Annotated in this window: 14 protein-coding genes; 1 reads left to right on the top strand and 13 read right to left on the bottom strand. The window is 71.1% G+C overall.

The annotated features are described in order from the left end of the window. The first annotated feature begins 20 nt into the window (after nucleotides 1-20). On the top strand, nucleotides 21-1064 hold the full coding sequence (locus ASF44_RS26330; protein ID WP_056902236.1) for an ABC transporter ATP-binding protein: 1044 nt from the start codon (nucleotides 21-23) through the stop codon (nucleotides 1062-1064). A gap of 49 nt (nucleotides 1065-1113) precedes the next feature. Here the strand turns inward: ASF44_RS26330 and ASF44_RS26325 are convergent, their stop codons facing one another. The 13 genes from ASF44_RS26325 to hutU all read right to left on the bottom strand — a co-directional run bounded on the left by ASF44_RS26325 (nucleotide 1114) and on the right by hutU (nucleotide 15592). Continuing rightward, nucleotides 1114-1845 carry a GntR family transcriptional regulator gene (locus ASF44_RS26325; RefSeq protein ID WP_056902336.1) on the bottom strand — a complete coding sequence of 244 codons (732 nt, stop codon included), beginning with the start codon at nucleotides 1843-1845 and terminating at the stop codon, nucleotides 1114-1116. Nucleotides 1846-1894: 49 nt separating this feature from the next. Continuing rightward, nucleotides 1895-2632: an aspartate/glutamate racemase family protein gene (locus tag ASF44_RS26320; RefSeq protein WP_056902235.1), complete on the bottom strand. Its 738-nt coding sequence runs from the start codon at nucleotides 2630-2632 to the stop codon at nucleotides 1895-1897. A 5-nt stretch (nucleotides 2633-2637) separates the two neighbouring features. Next, complete coding sequence (locus tag ASF44_RS26315) at nucleotides 2638-4140, bottom strand: NCS1 family nucleobase:cation symporter-1 (protein WP_056902234.1); 1503 nt, start codon at nucleotides 4138-4140, stop codon at nucleotides 2638-2640. A 261-nt stretch (nucleotides 4141-4401) separates the two neighbouring features. Beyond that, nucleotides 4402-5469, bottom strand: a complete 1068-nt coding sequence (locus ASF44_RS26310) for a transporter (RefSeq protein WP_235579356.1) — start codon at nucleotides 5467-5469, stop codon at nucleotides 4402-4404. Nucleotides 5470-5638: 169 nt separating this feature from the next. After that, on the bottom strand, nucleotides 5639-6757 hold the full coding sequence (locus ASF44_RS26305) for a histidinol-phosphate transaminase (protein WP_056902232.1): 1119 nt from the start codon (nucleotides 6755-6757) through the stop codon (nucleotides 5639-5641). Beyond that, entirely contained in the window at nucleotides 6754-8115 is a 1362-nt protein-coding gene (locus tag ASF44_RS26300; RefSeq protein WP_369820965.1) for an FAD-binding oxidoreductase, read from the bottom strand. Before ASF44_RS26300 ends, ASF44_RS26305 begins: the two co-directional genes overlap by 4 nt. Nucleotides 8116-8132: 17 nt before the next feature. Then, nucleotides 8133-8951 carry an N-formylglutamate deformylase gene (gene hutG, locus ASF44_RS26295; protein ID WP_056902230.1) on the bottom strand — a complete coding sequence of 273 codons (819 nt, stop codon included), beginning with the start codon at nucleotides 8949-8951 and terminating at the stop codon, nucleotides 8133-8135. Beyond that, nucleotides 8948-10333, bottom strand: coding sequence for a formimidoylglutamate deiminase (locus tag ASF44_RS26290; RefSeq protein WP_056902229.1), 1386 nt, complete (start codon nucleotides 10331-10333; stop codon nucleotides 8948-8950). The genes hutG and ASF44_RS26290 overlap by 4 nt, the downstream gene beginning before the upstream one ends. 49 nt (nucleotides 10334-10382) lie before the next feature. After that, nucleotides 10383-11600: an imidazolonepropionase gene (gene hutI / locus ASF44_RS26285; RefSeq protein ID WP_056902228.1), complete on the bottom strand. Its 1218-nt coding sequence runs from the start codon at nucleotides 11598-11600 to the stop codon at nucleotides 10383-10385. A gap of 11 nt (nucleotides 11601-11611) precedes the next feature. Further along, a complete protein-coding gene (locus ASF44_RS26280; RefSeq protein ID WP_369820961.1) occupies nucleotides 11612-12172 on the bottom strand; it encodes a HutD family protein in 561 nt (186 codons plus the stop codon). 8 nt (nucleotides 12173-12180) lie between these two features. Continuing rightward, complete coding sequence (locus ASF44_RS26275) at nucleotides 12181-12849, bottom strand: amino acid ABC transporter permease (protein WP_056902226.1); 669 nt, start codon at nucleotides 12847-12849, stop codon at nucleotides 12181-12183. A 177-nt stretch (nucleotides 12850-13026) separates the two neighbouring features. Next, a complete protein-coding gene (locus ASF44_RS26270) occupies nucleotides 13027-13761 on the bottom strand; it encodes a transporter substrate-binding domain-containing protein (RefSeq protein ID WP_056902225.1) in 735 nt (244 codons plus the stop codon). Nucleotides 13762-13876: 115 nt separating this feature from the next. Next, complete coding sequence (hutU, locus tag ASF44_RS26265; protein WP_056902224.1) at nucleotides 13877-15592, bottom strand: urocanate hydratase; 1716 nt, start codon at nucleotides 15590-15592, stop codon at nucleotides 13877-13879. Nucleotides 15593-15604: the final 12 nt, after the last annotated feature.

The following is a 15604-nucleotide window of genomic DNA, read 5'->3' as shown; positions in this document are numbered from 1 at the left end:
TCGGGGCGGAGTTTCTCAGCATGAACGGCATCGAATTTCACAACGTCACCAAGCGCTACGGCACGGACGCCAGCGCGCCCCTGGCCGTCAAGGGCATCAGCTTCGAGGTGCCGCAGGGCACGCTGACCACCATCCTCGGCCCCTCGGGCTGCGGCAAGACCACCACGCTGCGCATGATCGCGGGGCTGGAGTCGCCGACCGGCGGCCGGATCGTCATGGGCGGGCGCGACGTGACCACGCTCGGCCCGGGCGAGCGCAACGTCTCGATGATGTTCCAGAGCTATGCCCTCTTCCCGCACATGAACGTGGTGGAGAACGTGGCCTACGGCCTGCGCATGGGCGGCGCGGCCAAGGCCGAGGCCACGGCCCGCGCGGGCGATGCGCTCAAGGGCGTGGGCCTGGTGGGCTTCGACGAGCGGCTGCCGAGCGAGCTCTCGGGCGGCCAGCAGCAGCGCGTGGCGCTGGCGCGCGCGCTGGTGCTGGAGCCGGCCGTGCTGCTGTTCGACGAGCCCCTCTCGAACCTGGACGCGCGGCTGCGCCGCGAGATGCGCGAGGAGATCCGCGCGATCCAGCAGCGCCTGAAGCTCACGGTGGCCTACGTCACGCATGACCAGAGCGAGGCGCTGGCCGTGTCGGACCAGATCATCGTGATGGACCACGGCGTGATCGCGCAGCGCGGCACGCCCGAGGACCTGTACAGCCGGCCGCAGAGCGAGTTCGTGGCGGGATTCATGGGCGAGGCCATGGTGTTCCCGGGCGAAGCCCTGGCCGACGGCCAGGTGGCCCTGGGGCCGCTGCGGCTCACGCCGCGGCATCCGGTCGCGGCCGGCCTCGTCAAGGTCGCCGTACGGCCCGAGGCCTGGCAGATCGGCACGCCCGGCGGCCTGCCGGCCACGCTCAGGAAGGCCGCCTACCTGGGGGGCTTCTACGAATACGGCTTCGAGACGCCGCTGGGCGCCGTGTTCGTGGTGTCGTCCGACCTGGAGCGTGTGCTTGCCCCGGGTGCCGAGACCGCGCTGGGGCTGGGCCGGCACGGGGTGTCGGTGGTGCAGCAGCCGCGCTGAGCTTTGCGGCACCCAAGGACCCGCGCCCATCGGCTTCGGACGCGTCCGGTCAGGCCAGCAGCGCCTTGACCAGGTCCATGGGCCGGCCGGGCGGGCCGGTGTCCAGCTGCAGGCTGGCCTCGATGCGCTCCAGGTGCCCGGTCATGCTGGCCACAGCCGCCGGCGCATCGCCCTGGCGGCACAGGCGCAGGAAGTCGGCGTGCTCGTCGGTCGAGCAATGCGGGTCGTTGGACGACTGGTACAGCATGGCGATCAGCGCACTGCGCGCGACCAGCTCGTGCACGAGTTCGGTCAGCGTCGCGTTGCCCGTGGCCTTGGCCAGCGCCACGTGGAAATCGCCCAGCAGTTCCTCGCGCATGCCGGTGCTGCGGCGGGCGGCCTGGTGTTCCATGGCGATGTGCTGCTCCAGCGCCGCATAGTCGGCCGGGCCGGCCTTGGCGATGAACAGGCGCACCACCTCGGCCTCCAGGATGCGGCGCACCGCGAACACCTCGCGGGCCTCCTGCACCGTGGGCTTGCTGACGAAGGCGCCCTTGTCGGGGATCATCTCGATCAGCCGGTCCTTGGACAGCATCAGCAGCGCCGCGCGCACCTTGGTGCGGCTCACGCCGTAGACCCGGCCCAGCGCTTCCTCGCGCAGCCAGGTGCCCGGAGGCAGGCGCTTTTCCAGGATGGCGATGGCGATGCCCTGGGCGATGGCCTCGATGGACTGCCCCTTTACAGCCGGCGCGCAGGCGGGTTCGGCCGGGGTGTCGTCGTCGGTTTTCGGAGCGCGGGACATGGCCGGATTGTGGCCCAGCGGACGCCGCAGCCGCACCGACAGCAGGCTCTCAGCGCGCAAGCGTGAAGCCTTCCAGCAGCCCCGCCATGGGCTTGGGCAGCGGCCGCGCGAGTTCGCCGCGCTTGCTGGTGCCAAGGCCCAGTGCCAGGAGCGATTCGACCAGCTGCACGCCGGCCGCCACGCCGTCGACGACGGGCACGCCCAGCAGCTGCTGGATGTGCGCGCACAGGTCGGCCATGCCGGCGCAGCCCAGCACGATGGCGTCGGCGCCGTCCTCGTCCAGCGCGCGCCGGCATTCGGCCACGATGCGCTCGCGCGCGTTGGAGCCGGGCACTTCCAGTTCCAGCACGGGCAGTTCGCAGGCGCGCACATTGGCGCAGAAGCGGTCCATGCCATAGGCCTCGGCCAGGTGGCGGGCCTGGCCGATGGTGCGCGCCAGCGTGGTCACCACCGAGAAACGCGTGCCGACCAGGCTGGCCAGGTGCATGGCGGCCTCGGCGATGCCGACCACAGGGCCGCGCGCCAGCTCGCGTGCGGCCTTCAGGCCCGGATCGCCGAAGCAGGCGATCACGTAGCCGTCCACGCCCTCGCGCTCGCCCTGCGCAATGCACTGCAGCAGCCCCGGCACGGCCAGCGCCTCGTCGTAGTGGCTCTCGATCGAAGCCGGTCCCATGGCCGGGCTGACGGCCGTGACCTCGCAGCCCTGCCGCGCCACGGCGCGTGCAGCCTCGCCGATCTTGGCCGTCATGCTGGCCGTGGTGTTGGGATTGATGACGAGGATGCGCATGGTGCTCAGCTCTTGCGGTTCAGCAGGGTGTAGATGACGAAGCCCAGGCCCATGCCGATGAACCAGGCGTAGTTGGCGCCACCGCGCAATGCCGGCACGATCACGCACAGGATGGGGATCAAGGCGGCCGGCACCATGGTCCAGACGGCCTTCATGTTGTAGCCGTTGCGGTACCAGTAGGCGCCTTGCTCGCTCATCGAATAGAGCGCGTCCACGTCCACGCGCTGCTTGCGCACGATGTAGAAATCGGCGATCAGGATGCCGAACAGCGGGCCGATGAACGAGCCCAGCACGTCCAGCGTGTAGTGGATCACCTGCGGGTTGTTGTACAGGTTCCAGGGCGTCAGGAAGATCGAGCCCACGGCCGCGATCATGCCGCCCGTGCGCCAGCTGATGTGCTGCGGCGCCACGTTGGAGAAGTCGAACGCGGGCGAGACGAAGTTGGCCACGATGTTGATGCCCACGGTGGCGATCATGAAGGTCAGCGCGCCCAGCACCACGGCCGTGGTGCTGTCGATCTTGCCGACCGTGTGCACGGGGTCGGTGATGAGTTCGCCGAACACCGGCAGCGTGGCCGCGGTGGTGACCACCGTCAGCAGCGAGAAGAAGATGAAGTTGATCGGCAGGCCCCAGAAGTTGCCCTTCTTCACCGCATCGAAGCTCTTGCCGTAGCGCGAGAAGTCGCCGAAGTTCAGCATCGGCCCGCTGAAGTAGCTCACCACCAGCGCGATGGCCGACAGCATCACGGGCACGGCGTCCCAACCCTCGAACTTCACGCCGCCCAGGTTCAGGTCGATGTTGCGCCAACCCGCCTTCCAGACCAGCCAGCCGCACAGGATGGCCATGACCACGTAGACGCCCGGGCCGGCCCAGTCGATGAACTTGCGGATGGCTTCCATGCCGTGCCAGAACACGAAGGCCTGCAGCACCCACATGACCATGAACGCGACCCAGCCCAGCGTGGACAGGCCGGCGAAGCCGTGCTGCGCGAGGTCGGCGTACGGCGCCAGGTTGGGAAACAGATGCAGTGCCAGGATCATGAAGGCGCTGGACGCCAGGTAGGTCTGGATGCCGTACCAGGCCACCGCGATCAGGCCGCGGATGATGGCCGGGATGTTGGCGCCCAGCACGCCGAACGAGGCGCGGCAGATCACCGGGTACGGCGTGCTCGTGACCTGGCTGGGCTTGGCCACGAGGTTGCAGAAGAACTGCACGATGACGATGCCGATCAGCAAGGCCACCAGCACCTGCCAGCTCGACAGGCCCAGCGCGAACAGGCTGCCGGCCGTGATGTAGCCGCCCACGCTGTGCACGTCGGCCATCCAGAACGCAAAGATGTTGTATTGGCCCCAGGTCTGCCGCTTGAGCGGCGCCAGGTCTTCGTTGGTCAGGCGCGGGTGGTAATCCGGCTTGATGGCGGCGTTGCTTGCGGCATGGCCGGTGTGTGCCGGGCCCGCCCCGGTTGCGTTGGTCTCCCCCGGTACCTGACTGACGGTTGCAGTGCTCATGGTCTTCCTTTGATGGGTGGCTGGGCTGGTCGGACGTGCATTGCGTCCGTTTATTGGGTTCGAATTTTGTATCCAAAAAACGGACGCAATCAAGCCCAAGCGGCCATGGCGGCACCCGGACAAACCCTAGGAAAGCGGCGCGGGACCGGCCTGCCCATGCAGCCGAAGCGGCCCGGGCCCAGGGCCAAACCCGGAAGGCGGCCACGCTGCGGCGCGGCGCATGCCGGCCGTGCTGCACCAGGCCGTCGGGCGGCCCGCGTCTCAGAAAGTCTTGGTAAGCCGCACCTGCGAATAGGTGCCGTGCTTGGCGTTGCGCGATTGCAGCGTCGCCATGTGCTGCAGCGTCAGCACCAGGTCGACCACGGGGATGCGCGTGGTGAAGAACAGTCCCGCGTTGGTCGAGCGGTAGCGGCTGGTGCCCCAGCGGTTGCCGCTGTCGTCCTGGAACTGCTGGGCCTGCAGCACGTGCACGCCGACCGGCCCCAGCCGCGTCATGGTGCCGGCGGCGACTTCCAGGCTCGCCCAGTTGCCGCTGCGCAGGTCGTTGTCGCGGTTGCGCGTGTTCAGGCCCACCGTCACACGGCCCGCCAGCGCGATGTCGGGCCGCGGCAGGTAGACCAGCTGGGCCACCGGCCGCAAGGTGTAGAAATTGCCGAAGCCGATGTCCGGACCGGAGGCCGCGTCGTACTTGCCCGTGGGCAGCACCAGCGAGGCACCGGCCAGCACGCGCAGCTGCGCATCGGCATGGCGCCAGCCCGCGTGCAGCTCCAGGTCGCCCAGGCCGGACACCCTGCCGCCCTCCGCCGCGGCCAGCGCTGCAACCGTGCTCTGGAACTGCGTGTCGAACCGGGCCTGCACGGCGGACTGCGTCGCCGTGGGCACAGCGGGATTCCAGTTCAGCGCGGGCGTCTGCGCGTCCGCGGCGAAGCCCTGCTTCTTGGTGGCATACGGCAGGTTGACGGCCAGCGCCAGCCGGCCGCCGCCATAGCGTGCCTGGCTCAGCCACGCCAGGCCGAGGTTCCATTGCAGCAGCGAGCCCCGGGCGTCGATGCGCCCGGTTGCCGCGCCGTAGGTCGGGTACAGCGCCGCGGGCGTCGGTGCAGGCAGGGGCAGCGTGCCGCCCGCAAGCGTCTGCGTGAGCGGCTCGCCGTCGTTGCCGGTCACCTTGCGGATGTCCACGCGCGTCAGCGCGATGCCGCCGGTCAGTCCCTGCAGGTCGGCCGGCGCGAAGATCTCGCCGCCCAGGCTGCCGGCAAGGTTGTAGCGGACCTGGAAGTCCTCGGCGGCCTGTGCCGTGGCGCCGATGGCGCCCAAGATGGCAACGGACAAGACACGGAGCGGACGCGGCGGGCTGGGTGGGCGGATCGGCATGGCGCGCCGAACATAGCACCGGCCCCTTGCGGCTCCATGCGCCTGTTGCAGCAAGGCGACGCCCGGCACCGCAAGGCTACCGCGCGCCTGGCCCGGGTGCCGCAAAGCACACCACGGGCGACGCCTTTCAACACGCCAGCGCGTCGCGCAGCGCCTGCAGGCACAGCGCGTTGTCCTCGTCGGTGCCCACCGTGATGCGCAGGAACTGCGTGAAGCCGGGCTCCTTCCAGGGCTTGACGATCACGCCGAGCGCCAGCAGCGCCTCGTTCACCGGGCCGTTGGGCCGGCCCAGGTCGACGAACAGGAAATTGGTGGCCGACGGCGCCACGCGCAGGCCCATGGCCTGCAGTGCGCGGGCCATGGCATCGCGCTGCACCACGGTACGCGCCACGGCCTGGCGCATGTGGGCCTCGTCGACAAGGGCAGCGCGCGCGGCCAGTTGCGCGGCCAGGTTCACGCCGAAGGGCGTGCGCACGCGGTCGAGCAGCTGCACCAGCGCGGCATCGGACGCGATGCCGTAGCCCACGCGCAACCCGGCCAGGCCATAGGCCTTGGAGAAGGTGCGCAGCACGATCCAGGCACTGCCCCGGTCGCGCAGCATGGGCAGGGCGTCGGGGAACCCGGGCGTGAGGCGCGCGTACTCCACGTAGGCCTCGTCGACGACCAGCAGCGTGCCGGCCGGCGTGGCGTCCAGCAGCCGCGCAAAGGCCGCGGTGCCGAACATGCAGCCCACCGGGTTCGAGGGGTTGGCCAGCATGGCCATCTTGGGGCCGCGCGCGAGCGCCGCGCACCAGGCGTCCACGTCGAAGCCCAGCGCGGGCGACAGGTCCAGCAGCTCGACCCCGGCGCCCACCATCCGCGGGTAGATCTCGTGCAGGCCAAAGGCCGGGCGCTGCGCCAGCACGCGCTCGCCGGGCGAGAGCAGCGCCAGGCACAGCATCTGCAGGATGGATTCGGAGCCGTTGCCCACCACGACGTGCGCGGCCGTGGTGCCGCTGCGCGCGGCAATGGCTGCGCGCAGGGCGCTGCTGTCGGCGTCCGGATACCACAGCACCTGCTGCGCGAGGCCTGCCAGCGCCTGGGCCACGCGCGGACTGGGGCCGTACGGGTTCTCGTTGCTGCCCAGGCGGGCGATGCGGTCCACGCCGTGGCGCGCACGCACGGCCTCGGACGACAGGCCGGCGTTGTAGATGGGCAGCGGCGGCACTTCGGGCCGGGCCAGGGCCAGCAGGTCGGGGGCGGTCATCGGTCGAAGATCTTTCCGGGGTTCATCAGGTGCAAGGGGTCGAGTGCCGCCTTCACGGCGCGCATGGCAGCCAGCTCGGCCGGCGTGCGGCTGCGGCCCAGCCAGGGCTTCTTGTGCAGGCCGATGCCGTGCTCGGCCGAGACGCTGCCCGCGAAGTCGCCGACCAGGCCGTAGACCAGGTGCTCCAGGCCTTCCACATCGCCCGCGATGGTCGAGGCGTCGGTGGAGACATGCAGGTTGCTGTCGCCGATGTGGCCGAAGAACACGCTGGCATGGCCGGGCCAGCGCGCGTCCAGCGCGGCGCGGCAGGCGCTGGCGAAGCGGCCGATCTCGGCCATGGGCAGGCTCACGTCGAAGTTGACGGGCGGGTGCATGTTCGTGGGCAGCTCGGCCGTGGCCTCGCGGATCTTCCAGAACGCGCGCGCCTGGGCCTCGGACTGCGCGATGGCCGCGTCCAGCACCAGGCCATCCTGCAAGGCGGGTGCCAGCACATCCTCCAGCGCGGCCTGCAGCTGGGCCGCATCGGGGCCGTCCAGATCGACCAGGGCCAGCAGCGGGTGCGGCGCGTCGAAGGGCTCGCGCAGCTTCTGCCAGGCCAGCGAGGCCTGCACGAAGTCGCGCCACATGAGCTCGAAGGCGGCCAGGCCCGCGCCGGCACGCCGCTGCAGGCGCGACAGCAGCGCGAGCGCGGCGTCGTAGTCGGGCACGGCGGCCAGCATGCTCACTCTCGCGGCCGGCGCCGGGTGCAGCCGCAGCAGCGCGCGCGTGATCACGCCCAGCGTGCCCTCGGCGCCGATGAAGAACTGCTTCAGGTCGTAGCCCGTGTTGTTCTTCTGCATGGGGCGCAGCATGGGCAGCACGCTGCCGTCGGCCAGCACCACCTCCAGGCCCAGCGTCTGCTCGCGCATCATGCCGAAGCGCAGCACGCCGTTGCCGCCCGCGTTGGTCGCCAGCGCACCGCCGACCTGGGCCGAGCCGCGCGCGCCGAAGTCCACGCCGAACAGCAGGCCCTGGGCACTGGCCGCCTCCTGGATGGACTGCACGGTGGCACCGGCCTGCACGGTCAGCGTGCGCGTGGCGGCGTCCACCTGCTCGATGGCCTGCATGCGGTCCAGCGACAGGGCCACGCCCGCCGCCAACGGCTGGGCCGCGCCTGCCAGGCCAGTCATGCCGCCCTGGGGCACGACGGGCACGCGGTGCTGCGTGCACAGCCGGAGCGCGGCGCTGACCTGTTCGGTGTTGCGCGGGCGCAGCCAGGCCAGCGGGCGCACGGGCGGCACGCCGCTCCAGTCGGCCAGCTGGCGGGCGGGGATGGCCTCGCCGGTGGCCACGGCGTCGTCGCCCAGCACCGCGCGCAGGGCTTCGAGGAGGCCGCTCACCGGCGCGTCTCGGCGAAGTCCAGCACCGCCTGCAGCATGCGTTGCAGGTGCGGCTGCACGCCGGCCGCCGCGGCAGGCAGGTAGTCGAAGGGCAAGGCCTCCTGCATGTAGCTGCTCTGCGTCATCTCGAGCTGCACGGCGTGCTGGCCTTCGTGCGGGCGGCCGTGGTGGCGCGTGATGTAGCCGCCCGTGAAGCGGCCGTTCAGCACGCTGGTGTAGCCCGTCGCCTCCTTGGCGATGGCCAGCAGCGCCTGGGCCAGCGCCGGATCGCAGCTCGTGCCCTTGCCGGTGCCCAGGTTCAGGTCGGGCAGCTTGCCTTCGAAGAAGCGCGGCAGCACGGATCGGATGGAGTGCGCATCCCAGAGCATGGCGATGCCGTGCTGTGCCTTGATGCGCGCGAGTTCCTCGGCCAGCTTGGCGTGGTACGGGTGCCAGATGGCGTCGCGCCGCGCGGCGGTCTCGGCATCGCCGGGCTGGTCGGCAGGATCGCGGTACAGCGGCGTCTCGTCGAAGGTGTCGACGGGGCACAGGCCGGTGACGTTCTGCCCTGGGTAGAGGCTCGCGCCGTCTGGCGGCCGGTTCAGGTCGATCACGTAGCGCGAGTGCGTGGCCACGAGCACCGAGGCGCCCAGCGCGTCGGCGAAGCCGTAGAGCTGCTCCAGGTGCCAGTCGGTGTCGGGCACGTGGCGCGCCTCGTCCGTGAAGCGGGCGGCCAGCGCTGGCGGCACGTGGGTGCCGACGTGGGGCATGGAGACCAGCAGCGGCCGGGTGCCCTGGCGGAAGCGGAAGGGGGGTTCGGTGGTGGAAAAGCTCATGGGCTGTCCTGGAGTAACTGGGTACGGGCTGCGACCAGGCCCTGGATCGCGCGGTGGTGCTCGGCATGCCGCGCCGCGGCCACGCGCGCCTGGCCAGCGACATGGACGGTGCCGACCGCGCTCGTGCGGTGGCTCGCGAACACGTGGGCCGACAGCATCTGGTGCGCCGGCAGGCCGGCCAGCGCGGGATGCCGTGCGTCCAGCGTGACGAGGTCGGCCTGCTGGCCCATGGCCAGGCCGGCCGCGGGGCGGCCGGCCGCCTGTGCGCCACCGGCCACGGCCGCGAGCAGCATGGCGGTCGCCACCTGCGGCTGCGCCGGTGTCGCCATCACGTTGCGCCGCCGCGTGGCCAGGCGCTGGCCGTATTCCAGCAGCATGAGTTCCTCGGCCGCGTTGACGCAGGCATGGCTGTCCGAGCCCAGGCCCCAGGCGCCGCCCGCGGCCTGCCAGGCCGGCCAGTCGAACAGGCCGTCGCCCAGGTTGGCCTCGGTGCTCGGGCACAGGCCGGCCACGGCGCCGCTGGCGGCGGCGCGGCGGTATTCGTCGGCATCCATGTGCGTGGCGTGCACCAGGCACCAGCGCGCGTCCACGGGCGCGTGGTCGAGCAGCCAGGCCACGGGGCGCTGGCCGCTCCAGGCGATGCAGTCGTCCACCTCCTGGGTCTGCTCGGCGATGTGGATGTGCACGGGCGCCGTGGCGTCCAGCGCGTGCAGGCCGGCCACGGCCGCGCGCAGCGCATCGGGCGGCACGGCGCGCAGCGAGTGCGGCGCCAGGCCCAGCCGTGCGCCTTGCGCGGCGCACAGCGGGCGCAGCCGCTCCAGCAGGCGCAGCATGTCGTCGGTGGAGCGGATGAAGCGGCGCTGCCCCTCACCCGGTGGCTTGCCGCCGAAGCCGCTGGCCTGGTAGAGCACGGGCAGCAGCGTGAGGCCGATGCCGGCGCGCTGCGCGGCGCGCAGCAGCGCCAGCGCGAGCTCGGCGTCGTCCGCATAGGGGCGGCCACCGCGGTCGTGGTGCACGTAGTGGAACTCGCAGACGCTGGTGTAGCCGGCCTCCAGCATCTCCACGTACAGGCCGAAGGCGATGGCCTCGAGCAGCGCCGGGTCGAGCCGCCCGGCGAAGCGGTACATCAGCGTGCGCCAGCTCCAGAAGCTGTCCTCGCCCTGGCCGCGGTGCTCGGTCAGGCCGGCCATGCCGCGCTGGAAGGCGTGCGAATGCAGGTTGGGCAGGCCGGGCAGCACGGGCCCTTCGGCCAGGCCGACGCCCTCGGGGCGCGCAGCGTCCGGCTGCACTTGCACGAGCGTGCCAGACGCATCCCAGCGCAGCAGCACGTTGCGGGCCCAGCCCGCGGGCAACAGTGCGTCGGTGGCGAACAGCGCGCTCATGCCGCGCCTCTTGTGGGCTGCAGCAAGACCCGCGGTGCGCAGTCGGCGCTCATACGGCCCCCTCCGCGATGCGGCCCTGGCGGACCACGCAGCGCACCGGTCGCTGGCCGAACCAGTAGGCCAGCTCGGCCGCGTGCTGCAGGTTCCACAGCACGAAGTTCGCGGGCCGGCCGGCGGCGAGGGTGCCGTGCGACTCTTGCAGGCCCAGCGCGCGCGCAGCGTGCACGGTGATGCCGGCTATCGCCTCGGGCACCGTGAGCCGGAACAGCGTGCAGGCCATGTTGGCCATCAGCAGCAGCGAGAGCGCCGGTGAGGTGCCGGGGTTGTGGTCGGTCGAGACGGCCATCGGCACGCCGGCCGCGCGCAGCGCCGCGATGGGCGGCAGGGTCGTGTCGCGCAGCGTGTAGTAGGCGCCGGGCAGCAGCACGGCCACGCTGCCGGCCGCCGCCATGGCGTCGATGCCGGCCTGCGACAGGTGCTCGATGTGGTCGCACGACAGCGCGCCGTAGCGCGCCGCCAGCGCCGCGCCGCCCATGTCCGACAGCTGCTCGGCATGCAGCTTGACCGGGATGCCGAGCGCCTGCGCGGCCTGGAACACCTGCTCGGTCTCGGCCAGCGAGAACGCGATGCGCTCGCAGAACACGTCGACCGCGTCGACCAGGCCTTCGGCGTGCAGGGCCGGCAGCATCTCGCGGCAGACCAGGTCGATGTAGGCGCCACTGCGCCCGGCGTATTCCGGCGGCAGCGCGTGCGCGCCCAGGAAGGTGGTGCGCACGGTCACGCCGTGCGCGGCAGCCAGCCGGCGCGCCACGCGCAGCTGCTTGCGCTCGTGTTCGAGCGCGAGGCCGTAGCCCGACTTGATCTCGATGGCGCACACGCCCTCGGCCAGCAGGCTGCGCAGCCGCGCCGAGGCGCTGGCGAACAATTCGTCCTCGCTGGCCTCGCGCGTGGCGCGCACGCTGGAGACGATGCCGCCGCCGGCCCGGGCCACCTCTTCGTACGTCGCGCCGGCCAGGCGCATCGCGAACTCGTTGGCCCGCTGGCCGCCGTAGACCAGGTGGGTGTGGCAATCCACCAGGCCGGGCGTGACGAGCGCGCCCTGCCCCGCGTGGCGCGGCGCGCCTGCGTGGGCCGGTGGCACCGCATCGGGGGCGCCGGTCCAGGCGATCCGGCCGTCCGCCACGGCGATGGCGCAGGGTTGGCCGTCCAGGCCGGTAAGTCCGGTCCACAGGCCATCGGCCGCAGGCAGGGTGTCGAAGGAAGGCATGGGCTCGTCTCCTAGGTGGCGGTGTGCCATTGCACGGCCAGCAGCGCGGCGTCGGGGTCGTCGGTGGCCACGGCCCAGGGTGTGGCGGCGTCGGCCCACCACAGACCCTGGCCCTGCGCGAGTGGCTGCCCGCCCGCGCGCCAGCCGCCGCGCCAGGCCAGCAGCAGGCCATGCGGCGCCGCCGCCAGTCCGGCCGCGCCACGCAGCACGCGCAGTTCGGCGCGCAGCCGGCCGCGCCGGGTCATCACATTGAAATCGCTGGACGCACCGCCCAGCAGCGTGCAGTCGATGCGCGCATCGCCGCTGAACGCGAACGGCGCGAGCGGCGTGGCCAGGTGGTGGTCGATGCCCTCGCCCTGCAGCCGCACGCCATCGCCACCCAGCAGCGTGATGATGCGGTCCACGCCGGCGAAGCGCGAGAACGGGCCGCTGGCCGCGATGCTGGCGACCGAGACGCGCCAGTCGAACCCGTCGAAGCCCGCCCCGGGCGGCCAGCTCGCGATCTCGCGCGTGCTGCCGCCGCCGTTCTTCCAGGGTGTGGCGGCGAGCGCGTCCACGTCGAAGCGTTGCACCGGCCGTGTCATCGCACCAGCCCTCCCTGGCTCATGCGCCGTTCGAAATGCCGCAGCACCAGCATCACCGTGCCCGTGAGCGCGAAGTACACGGCGGCGATCGCCAGGTACACCTCCAGCGAGCGGTACGAGACGCTGATGATCTTCTGCCCCTCGTGCATCACGTCGTGGATGGTCAGCAGCGAGACCAGGGCGGAATTTTTGATCAGCGCGATGAACTCGTTGCCCAGCGGCGGGATCATGCGCACCACGGCCTGCGGCAGGATGATGTGGCGCATGGCCGTGGGCGCCGTCATGCCCAGCGACTGCGCGGCCAGGGTCTGGCCCTGGGCGATGGACTGGATGGCGCCGCGCACGATCTCCGACACGTAGGCGCCCGAATACACGCCCAGGCCCAGCACGCCGCACAGGAAGGCCGGCAGCAGCAGGCCGAAGTGCGGCAGGCCGAAGAACAGGATGAACAGTTGCACCAGCAAGGGTGTGCCGCGCACGACGGTCACGTAGGCCGTGCAGGCGCCGTACAGCCAGCGCCGCTGCGGTTGCAGGCGGCCGATGCCGACCAGGAGGCCCAGCGCGCAGCCCAGCAGCAGCGCGCAGACCGTGATCTCGACGGTGACCAGCGTGCCGCGTGCGAGCGCGTCCCAGCCGGCCCAGACGGGGGAGAAGTCCAGATCCATGTCAAAAATCCATGCCGGCAGAAACCGAGGCAGAGCGCAGCGATCGCCCGTGGGTGACCCCGCGCCCGGGGCCCTTGTGTCCACGCCGAGGCGCGCAGGGGGAAGTCCCAGTCGGCCCATCGCTTCGCTTGGCCCGGGTTCCGGGCCATCGCTGCGCTCGGCCTGAGCGCGCAGACATCATGGCGTGACCGGGAACCACTTCTTCACGATGGCCGCGTAGCTGCCATCGGCCTTGAGCTTGGCGATCGCCTCGTTGACGGCCTTGGTCAGCTCGGGCGTGTCCTTGCGCAGCGCCATGCCGTATTCCTCGGTCGTGAGCTGCTCGGGCAGCACCTTGAGGCCCGGGCGCGTGCGCACGTACTGGTAGGCGGCCGGCTTGCCCGTGACTGCGGCATCGCTGCGGCCCACGTCGACGAGGTTGAACATCTCCTGGTTCTTCTCGACCTCGACCAGCTGCGCCTTGGGGTGTGCCTCCTTGAGGTAGCTCACCGACTTGGTGCCCACCTGCACGCTGACCCTCTTGCCGGCCAGGTCGGCCGGCGACTTGATCGTCGCGTTGTCGGCCTTGACCATGGCGACCAGGCCGCCCGCGTAGTAGGGCTCGGTGAAGTCGACGACCTTCTTGCGCTCGTCGGTGATGTAGATCGCCGAGACGGCCATGTCCACGCGCTTGGAGACCAGGGCCGGGATCAGGCCCTTGAAGTCGATGTCGACCCACTCGACCTTGCGGCCCATCTGCCTGCCGATGGCCTCCACGAGTTCGGTGTCGAAGCCCGTGCGCTGGTTGTTCTCGAAGAACTCCATGGGCGGGAAGGTGGCGTCGGTGGCGACCTTGAGCACGGCCTGGGCGTGCACGCCGAGGGCGGTCGTCGACAGCAGGGCCAGGGCGAGCAGATGGCGGCGAAGGGTCATGGGGTTCTCCGTTGGGGAAAGTGAAGGAAGCGCAGGAACTAGCAGGATCGGGGCCCGCCCCTCAGCCCACCAGGCGCGGGAACGGCGCATGCTCCACGGGCGCGCCGGCCATGGCCTACTTGACCATCGGCAGCTTGAGGCCGAACTTCTTGGCCGTGGCGATGGCCAGGTCGTAGCCCGCATCGGCATGGCGCATCACGCCCGAGCCGCAGTCGTTGACGAGCACGCGCGCCAGGCGCTTGTCGGCGGCCTCGGTGCCGTCGCACACGATGACCATGCCGGCATGCTGCGAGTAGCCCATGCCCACGCCGCCGCCGTGGTGCAGGCTGACCCAGGTGGCGCCGCCGGCGGTGTTGAGCAGCGCGTTGAGCAGCGGCCAGTCGCTCACGGCATCGGTGCCGTCGCGCATGCCCTCGGTCTCGCGGTTCGGGCTGGCGACCGAGCCGGTGTCCAGGTGGTCGCGGCCGATCACGATGGGGGCCTTGAGCTCGCCCGTGCGCACCATCTCGTTGAAAGCCAGGCCCGCCAGGTGCCGTTCGCCCAGGCCCAGCCAGCAGATGCGCGCCGGCAGGCCCTGGAAGGCGATGCGTTCGCGCGCCATGTCCAGCCAGCGGTGCGTGTGCTTGTTCTCTGGAAACAGCTCCTTGATCTTGGCGTCGGTCTTGTAGATGTCTTCCGGATCACCCGAGAGCGCGACCCAGCGGAACGGGCCCTTGCCTTCGCAGAACAGCGGACGGATGTAGGCCGGCACGAAGCCCGGGAAGTCGAACGCGTTCTGCACGCCTTCGTCCTTGGCCACCTGGCGGATGTTGTTGCCATAGTCCACCGTGGGCACGCCCATGGCCTGGAAGTCCAGCATGGCCTGCACGTGCACGGCGCAGCCCTTGGCGGCCGCGGCCTTGAGCGTGGCGTGCTGCGCCGGGTCGGCCATGGCGGCCTTCCACTGCGGCACGGTCCAGCCGACCGGCAGGTAGCCGTGGATCAGGTCGTGGGCCGAGGTCTGGTCGGTCACGAGGTCGGGCTTGGGGCCACCGGCCTTCGCGCGGCGCGCCAGCTCGGGCACGATCTCGGCCGCGTTGCCCAGGAGGCCGATGGAGATGGCCTCGCCCGCCGCCGTGTGCTGCTGGATCAGCGCCAGCGCGTCGTCGATGTCCCTGGCCTGCTTGTCGAGGTAACGCGTGCGCAGGCGGAAGTCGATGCTGCTCTGCTGGCATTCGATGGCCAGCACGCAGGCGCCGGCCAGCACGCCGGCCAGCGGCTGCGCGCCGCCCATGCCGCCCAGGCCGGCGGTCAGGATCCACTTGCCCGTGAGGCTGTTGTTGTAGTGCTGGCGGCCGGCTTCGACGAAGGTCTCGAAGGTGCCCTGCACGATGCCCTGGGCGCCGATGTAGATCCAGCTGCCCGCCGTCATCTGGCCGTACATGAACAGGCCCTTGCGGTCCAGCTCGTTGAAGTGCTCCCAGTTGCCCCATTTGGGCACGAGGTTGGAGTTGGCCAGCAGCACGCGCGGCGCATCCGCATGGGTCTTGAACACGCCCACGGGCTTGCCCGATTGCACCAGCAGCGTCTCATCCTCGTCCAGGTCCTTGAGCGAGGCCAGGATCTGGTCGAAGCACTCCCAGTTGCGCGCCGCGCGGCCGATGCCGCCGTAGACCACGAGGTCCTCGGGCCGCTCAGCCACGTCGGGGTGCAGGTTGTTCTGGATCATGCGGAACGGCGCCTCGGTCAGCCAGCTCTTGCACGTGAGCGTGCTGCCCGTGGGCGCGGCGATCTTGCGGCTGGGGTCGTGGCGGGTGCCGATCTGGGCGATGAAGGGCTCGGGTGCGTTCATGGCGTTCTCCTA

The sequence above is a fragment of the Pseudorhodoferax sp. Leaf274 genome (assembly GCF_001422445.1).
In the GTDB taxonomy this organism is placed as follows: Bacteria; Pseudomonadota; Gammaproteobacteria; order Burkholderiales; family Burkholderiaceae_C; genus Pseudorhodoferax.
The sequence above is the reverse complement of the archived record's forward strand: the minus strand, read 5'-3'. Positions and strand labels throughout refer to the sequence as shown.